At 43.3% G+C, this 16,278-nt stretch carries 13 protein-coding genes; 5 read left to right on the plus strand and 8 right to left on the minus strand.

Annotated features, from left to right (window positions below):
- Positions 1-85 precede the first annotated feature (85 nt).
- The gene (locus tag CJ305_RS08425) at positions 86-1,114 is read left to right on the plus strand and encodes an App1 family protein (RefSeq protein ID WP_099645815.1); all 1,029 of its coding nucleotides are present in this window, start codon (positions 86-88) and stop codon (positions 1,112-1,114) included.
- Here the strand turns inward: CJ305_RS08425 and CJ305_RS08430 are convergent.
- The 5 genes from CJ305_RS08430 to CJ305_RS08450 form a co-directional block, all read right to left on the minus strand.
- On the minus strand, positions 1,104-2,249 hold the full coding sequence (locus CJ305_RS08430; protein ID WP_223248836.1) for a glycoside hydrolase family 53 protein: 1,146 nt from the start codon (positions 2,247-2,249) through the stop codon (positions 1,104-1,106). The genes CJ305_RS08425 and CJ305_RS08430 overlap by 11 nt on opposite strands.
- Positions 2,250-2,265: 16 nt before the next feature.
- The gene (locus tag CJ305_RS08435) at positions 2,266-2,880 is read right to left on the minus strand and encodes a deoxynucleoside kinase (protein WP_099645817.1); all 615 of its coding nucleotides are present in this window, start codon (positions 2,878-2,880) and stop codon (positions 2,266-2,268) included.
- Between the two features lie 7 nt (positions 2,881-2,887).
- Positions 2,888-3,679 carry a hypothetical protein gene (locus CJ305_RS08440; RefSeq protein ID WP_143469364.1) on the minus strand — a complete coding sequence of 264 codons (792 nt, stop codon included), beginning with the start codon at positions 3,677-3,679 and terminating at the stop codon, positions 2,888-2,890.
- A gap of 87 nt (positions 3,680-3,766) precedes the next feature.
- On the minus strand, positions 3,767-4,450 hold the full coding sequence (locus CJ305_RS08445) for a response regulator transcription factor (RefSeq protein ID WP_099645819.1): 684 nt from the start codon (positions 4,448-4,450) through the stop codon (positions 3,767-3,769).
- Positions 4,443-5,966, minus strand: coding sequence for a sensor histidine kinase (locus tag CJ305_RS08450; protein WP_099645820.1), 1,524 nt, complete (start codon positions 5,964-5,966; stop codon positions 4,443-4,445). The genes CJ305_RS08445 and CJ305_RS08450 overlap by 8 nt, the downstream gene beginning before the upstream one ends.
- 119 nt (positions 5,967-6,085) lie before the next feature.
- Between CJ305_RS08450 and CJ305_RS08455 the strand changes: the two genes are divergently transcribed.
- The 4 genes from CJ305_RS08455 to CJ305_RS08470 all read left to right on the plus strand — a co-directional run bounded on the left by CJ305_RS08455 (position 6,086) and on the right by CJ305_RS08470 (position 10,961).
- A complete protein-coding gene (locus CJ305_RS08455) occupies positions 6,086-6,484 on the plus strand; it encodes a hypothetical protein (RefSeq protein ID WP_099645821.1) in 399 nt (132 codons plus the stop codon).
- A 21-nt stretch (positions 6,485-6,505) separates the two neighbouring features.
- Positions 6,506-7,327, plus strand: a complete 822-nt coding sequence (locus CJ305_RS08460; RefSeq protein ID WP_223248837.1) for a GLPGLI family protein — start codon at positions 6,506-6,508, stop codon at positions 7,325-7,327.
- A 64-nt stretch (positions 7,328-7,391) separates the two neighbouring features.
- On the plus strand, positions 7,392-8,219 hold the full coding sequence (locus CJ305_RS08465) for a GLPGLI family protein (RefSeq protein WP_099645822.1): 828 nt from the start codon (positions 7,392-7,394) through the stop codon (positions 8,217-8,219).
- 36 nt (positions 8,220-8,255) lie between these two features.
- Entirely contained in the window at positions 8,256-10,961 is a 2,706-nt protein-coding gene (locus tag CJ305_RS08470) for a TonB-dependent receptor (protein ID WP_099645823.1), read from the plus strand.
- Between the two features lie 66 nt (positions 10,962-11,027).
- Here CJ305_RS08470 and CJ305_RS08475 read toward each other — a convergent pair whose 3' ends face one another.
- From CJ305_RS08475 to metK, 3 genes are all read right to left on the minus strand, one after another.
- On the minus strand, positions 11,028-13,622 hold the full coding sequence (locus tag CJ305_RS08475; RefSeq protein WP_099645824.1) for a DUF3857 domain-containing protein: 2,595 nt from the start codon (positions 13,620-13,622) through the stop codon (positions 11,028-11,030).
- Between the two features lie 88 nt (positions 13,623-13,710).
- The gene (locus tag CJ305_RS08480) at positions 13,711-14,637 is read right to left on the minus strand and encodes a 2-hydroxyacid dehydrogenase (RefSeq protein ID WP_099645825.1); all 927 of its coding nucleotides are present in this window, start codon (positions 14,635-14,637) and stop codon (positions 13,711-13,713) included.
- Between the two features lie 144 nt (positions 14,638-14,781).
- Positions 14,782-16,038: a methionine adenosyltransferase gene (gene metK, locus CJ305_RS08485; protein WP_099645826.1), complete on the minus strand. Its 1,257-nt coding sequence runs from the start codon at positions 16,036-16,038 to the stop codon at positions 14,782-14,784.
- Positions 16,039-16,278 lie beyond the last annotated feature (240 nt).

Below are 16,278 nucleotides of genomic sequence, written 5' to 3' on the forward strand. Positions count from 1 at the left end.
TTTTGATCGATAAGCTCCAGGGTTTTCGTAAGTTAAAAAAGGATTAATCTTTCGTGGTTTGTGTAAGAAGTGACTAACTTATAGCATGCTTAAAGATGTATTACAACGCCTGAGATTACGGGCGAAAGACCCCCTGCAAATTCACGGTTACCAGAGTTATGGTACCGATGAACATTTATATCTTTTAGGTCGTGCCCTTGAAGACGAAGGAGTTGACCTTGAAAAAACAGGAATAGCCAGTGTTTTTAATAATGCCTGGCATCAGTTTCGCAGTGACGAACTGCCTCACGCAAAACTAAAAATTCGCCTGCCTGACGATCAGGTTGTATATACCCAAACCGATGCCGAAGGCTATTTTAAAGTAGATCAAAAGGCTGAAGGCCTGCGTGCACTTACCAATGATCAGGGTTGGTTGCAGGTGGAACTCGCCTATGATGATGAAAATCAAAAACGCTTTATCAAAAACAACAACCGCTTTTCAGGACAGATGCTTATTCCTTCTGAAAAAGCAGAATATGGTGTGATCAGCGATATTGACGATACCATTTTAAAAACCGGGGTGACGTCGCTTTTGAAATGGCGTGTCATTTTAAATACGCTTTTTACCGGAGTACAAAAGCGTTCGCCTTTTAAAGGGGCATCTCATTTTTATACGAAACTACATCAGGGGAAATCAGGGGATGCGGCAAACCCTATGTTTTATGTAAGTAACAGTCCGTGGAATTTATACAAATACCTGGAAGCTTTTATTAAGCAGAATGACTTTCCAAAGGGAGCAATTCTACTTCGTGATTTTAGAACGCCATTTGACCGAACACCCAAACCTGAAAAGCCACACAAGCAGCACGAAATACGCAATATTTTAAAAACCTATCCGGATATGCAATTTGTGCTCATAGGAGATAGCGGCGAGCACGATGCTGATATTTACATTGAGATTGCCGAGGAATACCCCGATCGGATCAAGGCCATTTACCTGCGTAGTGTGAATCACGAAAAACGGGTTTTTCGCGTACGCGGACTTCTGGAAAAATTTGAACTTACTCCGGCTTTGCTGGTTAAAGACAGCCAGACTGCTGAAGAACACGCAAGGGAGATTGGCCTTATTCAGTAGGGATGGAATAGTTTTCTTCGTCAAAAAACTCAAAAACCGGCAATGCAGTGTTGCTTTTTGAAGCGTCAAAAAAGGTAGCGTTATCCCAGTGCGAACCGGTGCCCCAGGGTGTGGAACACGATGAAGTTACCCAGGCAGGCTCCCAATAAATAACTCCAAGGCCGCCGGCATTTAGAACATTTTGGGTAAGCTGCAACATATAGTTTTTTTGACCTTCATGAGTTGCGGGATAGCCTTCAATCAAAGCATCTTCTCCCAGAATATTTCCGGCTGCATCGGCATTATCAAGACTATACGGATAGGCGGTTTCTACAATCACTACCTCTTTTTTAAACCGGGTCTTTAAAGAATCAATTGCAATCGACAACTTTTCAATAGGATACGTGGACCATTTGGAGTAATACGAAAGACCGATTATATCAAAATCAGTCACCCTGTTTTCTTCCGCTTTGCGAAACCAACTCAACGCATTTTCAGGCTGAGCGATGTGTAACACGCTTTTGATTTCGCTTGAAAAAGCCTTTTCTGCATCGCTTACGGCTTTCAAACCGCTGTTAAGCAGCATCGCGTTGCGAGACCAGTTAATGGTATCAGTAATGATGGTGTCTAAGGGCTGAAGGATTTCAATATTGGTCTCATTACCTACCTGAACCCATTGCGGTAACAGGTTTTCTTCAGCAAGACTGGCCAGAGTTTCAAAAGTGTAGTTGTAAATACTATCTGCCAAAATACGATCATCGGTAATACCTGCCCAGGCTTTGGGTCGCACCTGTTTATGCGGGTCTGCCCAAAAATCGGAATAGTGAAAGTCAAGCAACACAGCGACTCCAGCCTCGTGCGCCCGTGTGATTGATTTCTTGACATCTTTAAAGTTAGAATAGGGCGAGTGCACGGGAGCGTGCCACAAGCGTAACCGAATCACATTCGCTCCCCGCTCAGCAAAATAGGAGTAGGGATCAATCGTATCTCCTTCTGCAGTAAAATAGGCGCCACAGTCTTCAATCTCATTGACGTAAGAAAGGTCGGCTCCTAATATAGGTATTTGCGGCTGGGTAATGGTTTTGGTTGTAGGTTTTTCACTCTGGCAGCCTGTAATAAAGCCTATCAGTACTATAAAAACCCGGAAATAGTTCAAAGCGATGCCGTTTTGGTTAAAAAAGTCCGTTAATCTCGGCATCAATCTTATTGATGATATTTCCCAAATCTTCGGGATTGTCTACAAAGTTTACGTTATCGACATCAATGATTAGTAGATTTCCCTTATTGTAATCGTGAATCCAGGCTTCATAACGCTCGTTGAGTCGGCTTAGATAGTCAATAGAAATCGAATTTTCATACTCGCGACCGCGTTTGTGAATCTGGGCTACCAGATTAGGGATGCTGCTGCGCAGGTAGATCAGCAAATCAGGCCCTGCAACCACACTTTCCATCAGTTCAAAAAGGGAGCGGTAGTTATTAAAATCCCGGTTGGTAAGCAAGCCCATCGCGTGAAGGTTAGGAGCAAAAATATAGGCGTCTTCATAGATCGTACGATCCTGAATCACGTCTTTGCCGCTGTCTTTAATCTCCAAAAGCTGTCTGAAACGGCTGTTTAAAAAGTACACCTGCAGGTTAAAAGACCAGCGCTCCATTGCGTTGTAAAAGTCATCGAGGTAAGGATTGTCTACTACATCTTCAAACTGCGGCTGCCAGTTGTAATGCTTGGCAAGAAGTCTGGTAAGGGTTGTTTTTCCTGCGCCTATATTCCCGGCAATGGCTACGTGCATGAGTATTTTATTTAGGTAGATTAAGGTTATAGTAGCTTATAAAAGCAGAACGGTAAAGATAGAGGATTCCGCCCTTGTAATAAAACTGAAAACCGGCTTCAGGGATGTTTTTTACGGGTAATAGGCTGTTTTGAGTTTTAGCTTTCGCGAAAAGTTTCCCGTTTTGAAGTCCGAACAGTTGTTCATCGTAAAGCGCGATGCTGTCAAAATCTGCTATTGCCTGTTTGGAGATCAAACTGCCGTAGGCATTATATTGATACAAAGTCGTTTCTGTAAGTACCCAGCAGGTATTAAAATCGCTGGCCAGATCAAGCGCATTATCGGGTTGCGGAAGAAAATCACTCAGGATCCGGTTGTTGCGGTAATCAAAAAGTTCCAGGCGTTGCAAGTCGGTATTGAAAATCCAAAGCTGACCATCCCTTGCGGTGCGGGCGTGGCTTACGTTTCTGAAGTTTTCGAGTTCGCTAAAGGTAACGCGGGTAATCTCATTGAGGGTGTTATCAAGAATAACAGCGGTCTGGGTTTCAGCATAAAAAGCGGTAATTTTTAATGGATTTAAAATATCTACCGTGCTAATTTCTCCCAGTCTCAAATCGCTAAACTGAATGCTTTGGTCTTTTCCGGCTTTAAAAAGTGCCCGTCCTTTGAGGTAATAGAGGTTGTTATAGGAATCAACACCTATAAACTGATCTGCTTTAAGCGGTGTTAGCGTATCTAGGACATTTGCTGTAACAGCTGTGGTATCCTGAGCAAAGGATAAGCCGGGAAGCATGAGTAGTAAAAAGACCAGTAGCCGCATTTCGGAAAAATACAAAAAAGGTGCTAAGTGCCCTCTAAAAAGTAACTCTGAAGATTAAACAGCCATACCGTTGTTTTGGTGCTGCTTCTAGCAAGTCAATTTATACCCGTAACCGCGTACGTTGATGATTTGGATGCTTTCATCCTGAGCCAGTTTTTTACGCAGTTTGGAGATAAACACATCCATACTGCGGGCGGCAAAAAAATCATCTGAATTCCACAGTTTGTTGAGAATCAGGCTGCGGTCAAGCACCTGATTTTTATTTTTGATGAGGTGAAACAGTAAATGTGCTTCGCGGTGGGTGAGCAAAACGAGTTCATCATCCCGATACTGCAAGGTTTGTTTGGGGAAGTTGAAAAGATAGCCACCTATCTCAAGCAATTCGGTATTCTTCTGAAGCTTTTTGCGGCTCACCAAATTGTGAATGCGCACGATAAGCTCTTCCATGCTGAAAGGCTTTTTGAGGTAATCGTTTCCGCCTATGCTGAAGCCTTCAACCACGTCTGCGGTTTGCGATTTTGCCGTGAGAAAAATGATGGGAATGCTATCGTCTTGCAAACGGACTTCCTTAGCCAGGGTAAAACCATCTTTTTTGGGCATCATCACATCGAGCACCAGGGCATCGTAGTCGTTTTGGGTAGCCAGTTTTAATGCCTTTTCCCCGTCTTCGGCAAGGTCAACCCTGAAATCCCGGGTTTCCAGGCTTTCTTTAACGATCAGGCCCAGAGCGGCTTCATCTTCAGCAAGCAGGATGTAAGTTTTTTCAGCCATGGGGAAGTTCGATTTTAAAAGTGGTTTGCGGCGCAGTCACAACGTTTATGCTGCCGCCGTGTTTTTCAATAATTTTTTTGGTGTAATAGAGCCCGATGCCGAAGCCTTTTACGTCGTGGGTATTGCCTTTGGGAACGCGATAGAATTTTTCAAAAAGCTGTTTGGCTTCGGTTTTACCCAGCGTATTGCCCGAATCTGCTACCTCGATCAAAACTCCCTGAGCGCTGGATTTTAAAGCTACCGAAATGATTTCGCCCCCATATTTCACCGCGTTATCCAGAAGGTTGTTGAGTGCGTTTTCCAGGTGAAAAAGATCGGCATTCAGAATGATGTCGTTTTCCGGATACTGAAACCTAAAGCTTTTTTGGGGAGCGAGCGTTTGATGTTTATTGATGAGGTTTTGTAAGAGTTCGTTTAGGCTGATGGCTTCGATGTTCAGCGAAAGATCATCGCCGTCAAGCGTGGCGGTTTCCAACAATTTTTCGACCATCATCGAGAGTTTGTTTAGCTGGTTTGCCGACGTATTGACGTAATTGCCGGTCTTCACCGGATCGTTTTCGGTATTGAAATTTTTAATGCCCTCCAGAGCGACACTGATGGTGGCGATGGGTGTTTTAAACTCGTGGGTAATGTTGCTGATGAGGTCGTTTTTAACTTCGGCGAGTTGCTTCTGGCGTTTGATGATGTTGAGTAAAAACAACAGGCAGGCAATGACCGAAGCGACCAATAATGCAGAAAGCAAAATGCCCAAAAGGTTGCGTTTGAGAATGACTCTCGAAATGTTTGTGAAATAAATGTCAAGACTGCTGTTGTCTGGCAATAGCTTTGAGGCTGATGATGTTTTTAGGCTTTTTGGCTGAACAATCTCAGGATTTACTTTTTGAACGGTGCTGTCTTTAGCTATAAATAAAATACCGTAATCAATATCGAGATTCTTTCGCGACAATTCCTGTCTTATTAGACTATCCATCTTGGTTGTTTCAATAGTATCTTCTTTAATTGAAACAATGATCTGTGAGGCAAATATTTTCCAATTCGGTACAGAATCAGTCTGAAGTTTAAGACTTTGGTGTCTGGTCAGGTTTTTAATTTGAATCCCGCTATCTCTATATTTTTTGTTGAGGATAAGATTTTGAGTCTTTTTTTCTCTAAAAAAGCTGTCATTTTTAGATGCTTTTAGAACGGTAATGTTGTCGATTTGACCATTTTTTATCGAATCTAAACCTTTAAAGCCTTTACTGCTTTTATCAATACTTCGTATGAGGCTGTCGATTTTGGGATTTTCGAAGGGGTTCGCAGAAGAATCATTTTCAAAATTGATTCCTACCGTATTCTTTTTAGCAAGAATAGTATAGTAATCATTGACGGCATTATCCAGACTTGCCTGTACTTCATTAATCAACTGCTGCTTACCTGCCTGATAATTCTTAAAATTCCAATACACCTGTATCGCCAAAGTCGCAGCAATCACTGCGGCAATAAAGTAAATCAGGTAGGTGTATTTCTTGTTTTGCATAGTTCAAAAATAGGCCGAATATTTTTGTGCGGTCTTTTCGGTTAACACACGTTAACACTGGTTAATGGTTTTACTGCAGCTGATTGATCAATTTTGATCTGAACTTAAAAACAAAAATTATGAAAACGCTTATTACTATTAGCCTGCTTTTTATCTCACTATCGGTTTTTGCTCAGGAAGAAAAAGTTACGCTTAAGGAAGTTAACTATACTGACGCTACAGAGGAAGATCATCCAGCACCACAAACTACCGGAATGAGCATTTCAACCGACGATATAAAAGAATTACGCAATTTAGATTGGGATTTGATGTTGTCTTCGTTTGAGGCTAACGATCCTGATCAGGAAATTAAGATTTCACTGGAGTTTAAAAATAGAAAGCACGCGACAGATAAAGCCGGTTCAAAGGCAATTTCTGTTGCGATTTCCGGAAAGACCTCGGAGTTAGACAGCCTTAAAAAGCGAATGGAAAAGCTTACCGAAAAAATGGTTTCTTCGGTCGAAAAATGGAATAAATAATCAATCAAAAATCGAACAGTTATGAATTTTAAAATGTTATCTATCCTCGTCTTCGTTCTCGCTTTCGCGGAAGCATTAACCGCTCAGGATTTTCAGGGCGTCGCCACCTACAAGTCCAGACGTCAGATAGATCTTAAGATGGAAGGCAAGAATATGACCGATGCCATGCAAAAGCAAATCGCCGATCAGCTCAAAAAGCAATTTGAGAAAACCTATATCCTCACGTTTGACCGCAATCAATCCCTGTACAAAGAAGATGAAAAGCTGGCAAAACCTGACGTGGCTAATACCGGAGGGATGCAAATAAAAATCAGCCAAAGCCGGGATATTCTTTATAAGAACACTTCGGCCAGGCGCTACGAGCGGCAGGAAGATGTATTGGGTAAAATCTTTCTGGTGCAGGACAGCCTGCAGAAACCCGACTGGAAACTGGAAAAAGAAACCAAATCCATCGGCGATTATACCTGTTTTAAAGCCACCCGTACCGAAGAGGTGACCAGCCAGACGTTTGAGTCTGATTCGATGAAAACCAAAGACACCACCTTTACCAAAACCATTACCGCCTGGTACACGCCGCAAATTCCCGTAAGCCATGGCCCGGCGATGAACTGGGGTCTTCCAGGTCTCATTCTGGAAGTGCAGGACGGTAAACAAAGCATTCTGTGCAGCCAGATCGTGCTCAACCCCGAGGATAAGATTGCAATCGAAGCCCCTGAAGGCGGTAAAATTGTTGACGAAGCCAGTATGAAAGCCATTCAGGAAGAGAAAATGAAGGAGTGGATTGAGCGCAACAGCAGCAACCGCGAGGACGGTAAAACCTTCACCATAAAAATTGGGGGTTAAGTTAAAAACTGCTGTTAAACCTATTTGAAAATCAGGAGTCCAAATGCGATAAACATTCTGACTTATGAAAATCTACAGCATACTCCTGGCCTTTGCAGTATTACTTACTTTACCTGCTCAGGCTCAAAAATTTGATGGCGGCATCGCTACCTATCAGTCTAAAACTTCGTTCGATATGGACAATTTTGGCGGTCGCGAGATGAGCGAGCAGATGAAAAAGCAAATCGCCGAACGTATGAAAAGCCGTCTGGAGAAGACCTTTACGCTTTCCTTCAGTAAAGACGAATCGATCTATGAAGAGGAAGAAAAATTGGAAGCTCCCGGTGCGGGTGGCGGAATGCGCTTTATGGGTGGTGGTTTTTCGCAAGGCGGAATCTATAAAAATATCGCCGACGATATTTACGCACGTCAAAACGAACTCATGGGCAAAACCTTTCTCGTTAAAGACACGCTCGCCAAACTCGACTGGAAGCTCGAGAAAGAAAGCAAAATGATAGGTCAGTATGCGGCTTTTAAGGCAACTGCTGTTAGGAAAATAGAGCAGAATCCCTGGGAGGCGATGCGACGCAGTCGTAATGCCGATACTACGGCCACCGATGCGCCTAAGGAAATGGTGATCACTGCCTGGTATACTCCTCAAATCCCCGTAAGCCAGGGACCTGATGAATACTGGGGTTTACCCGGTTTGATTCTCGAAGTTAGCGCCGGTCCCACCGTGATTTTATGCAACAAAATTGTCATCAATCCTAAGGAGGGTCTCGACATCGAGATGCCTAAAAAAGGCGATGAGATTAGCCGTGCCGAATATGAAAAAGTGGTGGCCGAAAAAACCAAAGAAATGAGTGAGCGTTTTGGTGGAGGTCGTGGCGGCTCTAGAGGTGGCAGAGGCTAAGATCATATCATTTACACCTACAATCAACCAAAATCCATGAAATATATTTTCACCTTTTTTCTGTTGCTTAGCCTTACGGCGAAAGCCCAAAGCGTACGCGTAAGCGGTACGGTAAAAGACAGCATTGGCACACCGCTCGAGCTGGCTAATGTTATCGCAACCCGCGCAGATACCGGCGAAATGGAATCCTATGCGATTTCCAATTCTGAAGGACGCTATCAGTTTAACCTCCCTGCCGGAGCAGGGTATTCGCTGGTCGCCAGTTTTCTGGGATTGGCACCCACTACAAAAGAACTTACGATTGCTAAAGATGCAGCAGATATCGATCTTGATTTTGTGTTGATGCCTGCGGCAAACCAGCTTGATGATGTGGAAATCGTTTACGAAATGCCGGTTGTGGTTCGGGGCGATACCATCGTTTACAATACCGACAGTTTTACCAACGGCACCGAGCAGAAACTGGGCGATGTGCTCAAAAAACTTCCGGGGGTGACTGTAGATGAAGACGGGCAGATTCAGGTGGAAGGGCAGACCGTGTCTAAGGTGATGATCGAAGGAAAGGACTTTTTTGACGGCAGCTCGAAGCTGGCCGTAAAAAATATTCCGGCTGATGCATTAAAGAAGGTTGAAGTGCTGAAAAATTACAACGAGGTTGACCAGATGCGAGGTTTGGGTAACGACCAGAACAATGTGGCGATCAACCTGAAGCTTAAAGAAGGCAAGAAGAATTTTTGGTTTGGCGAAGTGCAGGGCGGCATTGGCGACGGGGGAGAAACCCGCTATCTGGGCAGTGCCAAGTTGTTTTACTACAGCCCTAAAGGCAGCATCAATATTATTGGGAATACTAATAATACCGGTGACGTGCCGTTTACGTTTCGGGATTACTTCAATTTTACGGGAGGTTTCCGCAATTTTAACCAGCGCGGCGGAACTTCATTCAATATCTCAGACAGCGGGCTTGGCTTTTTGGTTACCCAAAATAACCGTGCTCAGATGATTGAGACCAATTTTGCTGCGGCCAACTTCAGTTATGAGGCTTCAGATGCCTGGGATTTGAGCGGCTTTACCTTATTTAGCGACAATTCAACCGATTTTATGCAGCGCTCCCTGCGTAATTACATCGCCACCGAAGCAACAGAATTAAATTCTGAAACCAGTAATCAGAGTAACCAGCTGGCGATGGCAAAATTCAGCAGCATTTACAAGCCCAATGACAAGCTGCAAATAGATTACGATGTTTTGGCCAAAAAATCGCAACAATTTGAAATGACCGATGCGCTTTCAATTTTCACCGATGAGGACGGCATCGTAAACAACCCGATCACCGAGCAAAAGGACAATGACCCCTTTAGCTTAAATCAAAACCTAAACGCGTACTATACCCTTGACGACAAGAATATTTTTGCCGGTTTTGTACAGCATTTGTATCAAAATGAAGATCCGTTTTACAATGCAGTGGTTTCGCAGCAGCCCTTTACAGCAATTCTTCCGCTAGACACACTTCAAAGCAAAACACGATTTGATATCAATCAGGACAAGCTCATCAAGACCAGTAAGCTGGACAGTAAGATTGATTATTATTACGTAATTAACGATAAAAGCAATATCAATCTCACTGTTGGGACAACCCAAAGCAGACAGGATTTCAATTCCGGAATTTTTCAGATTTTAGAAGACGGGACCGTAAATAACTTTGTAGGAGACACGCTTAATAATGAGGTGACGTTTAAATTTAGTGACGTTTTTGTCGGGGCGCATTACAAGTTTAAAACCGGAATTTTTACCATTACGCCCGGTCTTACACTGCATAGATACGACGTGTCTTCGGTGCAATTAGGTAGAGAAACCAGTAGCAATCAGTACAAATTACTACCCGATCTGTTTGCAATCGCCCAGTTTAAGCAAAGCGAAAGCTTACGTCTCAATTATCAAATGACGGCAGATTATACAGACGTCAACAATTTCGCCGAAGGCTACGTTTTTAATAACTATAATCGAATGTTTCGCGGTAACCGGGATATTGAGAACGCGATTTTTCATACGGCCAGCCTCAATTATTTCAACTTCAATATGTTCAACTTTACAAACCTGAATGGGGGCGTGAGTTATACCCGTCGTATTGATGCGATTAAGAGTCAGACCGCGATAAACAGCATCAACCAGGCCTCATCGCCCATCAACAGCAATTTTGTAGATGAGGTTTTAAGTGCAAACGGGCGTTTTCAAAAAACTTTTAGAAAGTGGAAAGCTAATTTAAGTGGAAACGTTTCGTATAGCGAACTCAATAATATTGTCAACAACGAGCCGGCTTTGTCGCAGAATTTTACACAGAACTATACGGCAAGTGTGGAGACCAATTTTAAGAACGCGCCTAACTTTGAGGTGGGTTACAACCGAAGCATCAACAACTATCAAAACGGAAACAGCGATCGTACCTTTTTTACAGACCGCCCTTTTGCCAATATAGATGTACGATTCTTAAAAGGCTTTACCTTCACAGCAGACTGGAGTTATTACAACTATTTTGACAAGGATGACTCGGTGCAAAACGAGTATTCGTTTTTTGAAGCCTCGTTGCGCTATCAGAAACCTGAAAGCAAATGGGAATTCCGTCTGGATGGTACCAATTTGCTGAATGTAGACTCGCTGAACAACGATAGTTTCAATGAAAATTTTAACACCACAACCGAGTATTTTGTGATGCCCCGCATCGTAATGCTCTCGGTGCGATACAACTTATAGAAACCAGTTTTAGTAGCGTTAAGAAGAAAACCCGGAGACTCCAGTGAAGTTTCCGGGTTTTTGATTTTATAAAGAGCTTTGTTGGCTTGGGCTTATTTCGGGGGTATTAAACTCGTAAACCTCGGGTTCAGAATGGGTTTTGTTGGTTTTGGTAAAGGTATTTTTAACCCGCTCTGAAAAGGCAAAATAGCAAATTACGATACCAGCTTTGAACATCACACCTATGATTTCCCCATACATACTTTGAGTTTCGGCAGGATCAAATTGATCAGGAGCAAGCTGAAGTAGGGCAACATTATCTAAAGTGAATAGGATTACGACGGCCGCATTCATGATGATAATCATACGTGGGGCGATGGTACGCTTTTGAAAATAAAGGATGACGACAAATAGGGAAAAAATAAGGTAAGCCGAGTTGTAAAGCAGTTCTACAATCCCTATGAGGCCGAGTGCAAAACTTTGATCAAATAAATATTCCCAATTGGTTGCGTTTAAATGGAAATCTTCGTTGAAAAGTAAATTCCCAAGCACAATCAAAGGGGTGAGCACAATCCCAATACCAAAGAAAGCCACCCAGCCGCCTATAGGTTGTTGCCAGCGCTCATCAACGGTATTTGGCAGGTCGTAGGTGGTATACAGAAACCAGCAAAGCAGCGCGGTGAGTAAAGCCCCAAAAAAGATCAGAGAAATCGTCACAGTATAACTGTCTGCTGCAGCCTGAGGTGTTTTTAAAAAAGAGGCACCATAAGTCAACTGATAGGTAGATTGATTCTGGATTTGATTGTGCAGTTCAAGATATTTGGCCACCTGATCAGCCTCAAGATAATCGGTTTTACCCTTATAGTGATGTGTGATTTCTAAAGCAGCATTTTTATAGTCTATTTTATAATCATAGCTAAAACCGGGATTGTCCAGATGCAGGCTTTCATTCTTTATATTCCAGGATTCGGGGAAATACACAACCGTTTTGTGTTCAAAATCGGCCTCTGCATTCGTCAGATAGGGCATACTACGCTCTGAACTGGTGACGGGATAGAGTAGATTTTCTAATGCCGAAGGATAGAATTGCGCAGCGACAATCTTATTATTATTGGGCAAAGGTTTCCACAGGCTGTCTATTTTATAGTTTTCTACTACCGTAAGCAAATTGTTCTTACGATCATCTTCAATGACCACCTCCTTGTTTACGCGAATGCCGGGGTACATACTGCTGTAGAAATCAGTATAGGTTTTCTGAACAGATTCGGTGCTGGTTGTGTTGAAATAGGGGCGCATATTATCAGCATCACCGTCATAATAGCGGGTTTCGATATCGAGTACCGCGCCGCCACCTGCTTTGTCTAACGAAAAGGTTTCTACTAAAACAGTCCTGGGTTTTTTTGACCTGGTCAATGGGGTCAGCTCTGTTGTGTTTTTGTCCAGCACAAGTCCAAAATGATAGTTGGGCCAGTAGGTGGTTTGCAGCGAACCTCCCTGATCGCTAATGGTAGGATCAATGTAGGCATCCTGACCAAGTTCAGTCTTATATTGAACGATGCAATGATCAAATACAAAAGGCGATGGTAACTGCTCATTCAGGGTCTTACCATTGATGCTATGTACCAGGATGGGTTTTGCCTCAACACCATGGCTTTGAAGCAAGGTCGAAAGAAGCAGGGCTTTGTCTTTACAATCCCCAAAGCGTCTCTCTAGCACCTCTCTCGGCTTGCTGGGCTTAAAGGAGTTTAGACCATCTTCAAAGCCCAAATAGCGTATGTCATCCTGAACAAAACGCACGAGAGCCGTAAGACTGTCTGACCGGTTTTTTTGTCCTTTTAAAATTGAAGCGGAAGCCTCTTTTAGAGCTTTCTTTTCCTGTTCACTTACCGCGTAATGCTTACTGTACTGTTTCGCGACGGCTGCCCAGGTTTCAAAAGAAGTAAATTCTACCCTTGGAGCAGGATAATACCAGCTGGGTGTATTGGTTTCATAAAGAATGGCTTCCGTATCTGTGGCGCTCCAGCTGTAACGGGTATGACTATTAGCACGCGTTACTTTAGCGTCTGGAGCACCATTGCCGGTTTTGATGAACAGGTCATAATTTTCCGGTTTAAGTACCGCAATGTGTATTTGAGCAACGGGTAGGGGATGTTGTAAAAAGAAGGTGGCACCTACTTTACCCTCGTGGATGGGGTTTCTTCCAACGGTTGTGTATGCGTAATCAATAATATCACCTTCGCGAATGTCATAAAGATGATTTACCGCAGTTACCACACCGTTGTACAGGTGGCGCTCCAGATCTTCTTCCCTTTGAATGATTCTGAAATCCTTAAGATCAAGCCGGTTGAGGGTTTTTCCGTCTCTAATGATTTCAAGCTTATGAAGTATGACCTTTTGATATTGCGGATCAAACTCAATACTGATGTCGCTCATTTCCTGAACGCCGTTTTTAGAGACTATTTTATAGGTAAAGCGTTCGTAATATTCTTTCCGTTCGATATTGTATTGATCGTCGAGAAGTAAGTAATAAAAGCCTGAAGCCTTGGCATCTTCAGCGGATGCAGTGTAGTCAGGAGTTGTATGTTCTACCCAATCAGGTATAGGTTTCTGGTTGAGATTCTGCGCATTTATTTGATATAGGGATAGGAAAAATAAAAGCTTAACGAATATGTGTCTAAGCATAAAAGAAAAATAGCATAAAGCCCAAATAAACGTTTTTAAGAGATAATTAACAAGTTTTTTTGAAGCTTAATCGATAAAATGCAGCTATTTAATACCCCTTTTTCTGCGAAACTGTATTCTTTAATTCTTCGCCTTTTTCCATCCTTCGGTAATTCTCTGCGATTTGCGGTGCGACCGAAGCGGCGTTACTCATACTGGCAACGTGCGGTGTGATTAAAATGTCTTTTCGGTTCCAGAATGGATGATCCTGTGGCAAAGGTTCGTTGTGAAATACATCCAAAGCGGCACCGCTTAAGTGGTTGTTGTCTAAGGCTTCGATCAAATCTGCGTCAACCAGATGTCCGCCGCGGGCTACGTTGATGAGGTAAGCCCCTTTAGGGAGTTTGCTGAACAAGGAGGCGTTTAAAATACCTTCTGTTTCTTCAGTCAGCGGGAGTAAACACACTAGAATTTCAGCTTGTGCTAAAAAATCATCCAGCTCATCCTGGGTATAGCTTTTGATACCTTCGACTTCTTTTCGCGAATGCGACCAACCACTTACCTGAAAACCGGTTTGCTGAAGTGCCTTTCCTACCGCCTGTCCCAGGGTCCCAAAACCCAGAATGCCAATCTGCACATCGGGTACACGCTTATATTGCGTTGGTTTCCATTGGGATTGATCCTGAAGGTTGCGGTACAACGGCAGATTTTTGATGTGGCTCAGGCATAAAGTCAGCACAAATTCCTGCATATCGCTGGCAAGCTTTTCATCTACCACACGCGTCAGGGTGACATCTTTAGGCAAGGAGGGGTCGTTGAACAAATGATCAACTCCCGCACCCATAGAACCGATGACTTTAAGATTGGGATAGGGCTCAAAACTGCCGTTTGGCGCTTTCCAGGTAACTGCCATAGTTATGGCCTTGGGGTCTTTTACCGTTTCGGGGGTTAAGACTTCTAGTGAAGGATCGGCTTCGTGAAGGGCGTCAATCCAAGCCTCGTATTCTTTGTTGTTTCGAATAAGTAGAAGAGCCATATATGGAGATGTTTAGGTACAATTTAGAAAAAAGTTCTCAATCGTATTTTTAAGTGGAACATCCCCTCCAACCTCCCCTTCCAAGGGGAGGCTTTTTAAATTCGAGCTCCCTTCCTTTGAAGGAAGGGTTGGGGATGGATGTTTCTAAACTATCCCAAAGGCTTCTTTAACCTGGTCCACATAGTCTAGTTTTTCCCAGGTAAATAATTCCACTTCTTTTTCTACGCGGCCGCTGTAAGGGCTTTCAAACACTTTGGTGATGGTTTGCGGGTCTTTACCCATATGGCCGTAAGCGGCAGTTTCACGGTAAATAGGATTACGCAGCTTAAGGCGTTTTTCAATGGCAGCGGGACGCATATCAAACAACTCTCGCACTTTTGCAGCGATTTCACCATTGCTAAGCGATACATTTTTAGAACCGTAGGTATCCACAAAGATTGAAGTGGGCTCAACCACACCAATAGCGTATGAAACCTGTACCAAAACTTCATCAGCAACACCGGCGGCTACCAGGTTTTTAGCGATATGACGCGCCGCGTAAGCCGCAGAACGATCTACTTTACTGGGGTCTTTACCGCTAAAAGCACCACCACCGTGCGCACCTTTTCCGCCGTAGGTATCTACAATAATTTTACGCCCGGTAAGACCTGAATCTCCGTGAGGACCGCCTATTACAAATTTTCCGGTTGGGTTTATGTGGTAGATAATCTCGTCGTTAAATAGTTTTGCAAGCTCTTCAGGCAATGCATCTTTCACCCGTGGGATCAATATCGAGATAATATCTTTTTTGATTTTAGCCAGCATTTTTTCGTCCTCATCAAACTCATCGTGCTGGGTAGAAACTACAATAGCGACTATCTTTTGCGGCACATTGTCGTCAGAATATTCAATAGTCACCTGAGCTTTGGCGTCAGGACGTAAATAGGTAATTTCTTTTTCCTCGCGGCGCAGCTTAGCCAGTTCGATCATAATGCGGTGCGAAATATCTAACGCCAGCGGCATATAATTCTCGGTTTCTTTCGTAGCATAGCCAAACATCATCCCCTGATCACCGGCACCCTGCTCTTCTTTTGAAGCACGGTCTACACCCTGATTGATGTCTTGCGATTGTTCGTGAATAAGCGAAATCACCCCGCAGCTGTCACCGCTAAACTGATAGGCACCTTTGGTGTACCCAATGTCGTTGATTACGCCGCGTGCGATGTTTTGCACATCGATATAGGTATTGCTTTTTACCTCTCCGGCAAGTACAACCTGACCTGTGGTTACCAGGGTTTCGCAGGCAACCTTAGACTCGGGGTCAAAAGCTAAAAAGTTATCGAGTAGGGTATCGCTGATTTGATCTGCGATTTTATCGGGGTGTCCTTCAGACACGCTTTCTGAGGTAAATAGATAAGCCATCTAAGCAATTTTTAACCACAATGTGGCACATTAAACGTTTTGAAACCAGATCTTTTCCGCGTTTTTAGCGCGCGTAAAAGTTGCTGAGAATCGTTTCGGAAAGATTTGACAAATGCCGCGTAGGGTAGTGTGGTTACTGCCTTTAGCATTTTTTATACTGAAATAAATTCAGCATAAGAGGTTGCAATCAGTCAAATCTTTCCTCTTTTGAGCGGCAAATGTAGGGATTTTGAAAGTATT

The organism is Leeuwenhoekiella nanhaiensis, from assembly GCF_002744755.1.
GTDB lineage: Bacteria > Bacteroidota > Bacteroidia > Flavobacteriales > Flavobacteriaceae > Leeuwenhoekiella > Leeuwenhoekiella nanhaiensis.

Coding starts and splice junctions, on each gene's coding strand:
- CJ305_RS08425 (WP_099645815.1), top strand. CDS start 86: ATGCTTAAAGATGTATTACAACGCCTGAGATTACGGGCGAAAGACCCC.
- CJ305_RS08435 (WP_099645817.1), bottom strand. CDS start 2,880: ATGCACGTAGCCATTGCCGGGAATATAGGCGCAGGAAAAACAACCCTT.
- CJ305_RS08440 (WP_143469364.1), bottom strand. CDS start 3,679: ATGCGGCTACTGGTCTTTTTACTACTCATGCTTCCCGGCTTATCCTTT.
- CJ305_RS08445 (WP_099645819.1), bottom strand. CDS start 4,450: ATGGCTGAAAAAACTTACATCCTGCTTGCTGAAGATGAAGCCGCTCTG.
- CJ305_RS08450 (WP_099645820.1), bottom strand. CDS start 5,966: ATGCAAAACAAGAAATACACCTACCTGATTTACTTTATTGCCGCAGTG.
- CJ305_RS08455 (WP_099645821.1), top strand. CDS start 6,086: ATGAAAACGCTTATTACTATTAGCCTGCTTTTTATCTCACTATCGGTT.
- CJ305_RS08460 (WP_223248837.1), top strand. CDS start 6,506: ATGAATTTTAAAATGTTATCTATCCTCGTCTTCGTTCTCGCTTTCGCG.
- CJ305_RS08465 (WP_099645822.1), top strand. CDS start 7,392: ATGAAAATCTACAGCATACTCCTGGCCTTTGCAGTATTACTTACTTTA.
- CJ305_RS08470 (WP_099645823.1), top strand. CDS start 8,256: ATGAAATATATTTTCACCTTTTTTCTGTTGCTTAGCCTTACGGCGAAA.
- CJ305_RS08475 (WP_099645824.1), bottom strand. CDS start 13,622: ATGCTTAGACACATATTCGTTAAGCTTTTATTTTTCCTATCCCTATAT.
- CJ305_RS08480 (WP_099645825.1), bottom strand. CDS start 14,637: ATGGCTCTTCTACTTATTCGAAACAACAAAGAATACGAGGCTTGGATT.
- metK (WP_099645826.1), bottom strand. CDS start 16,038: ATGGCTTATCTATTTACCTCAGAAAGCGTGTCTGAAGGACACCCCGAT.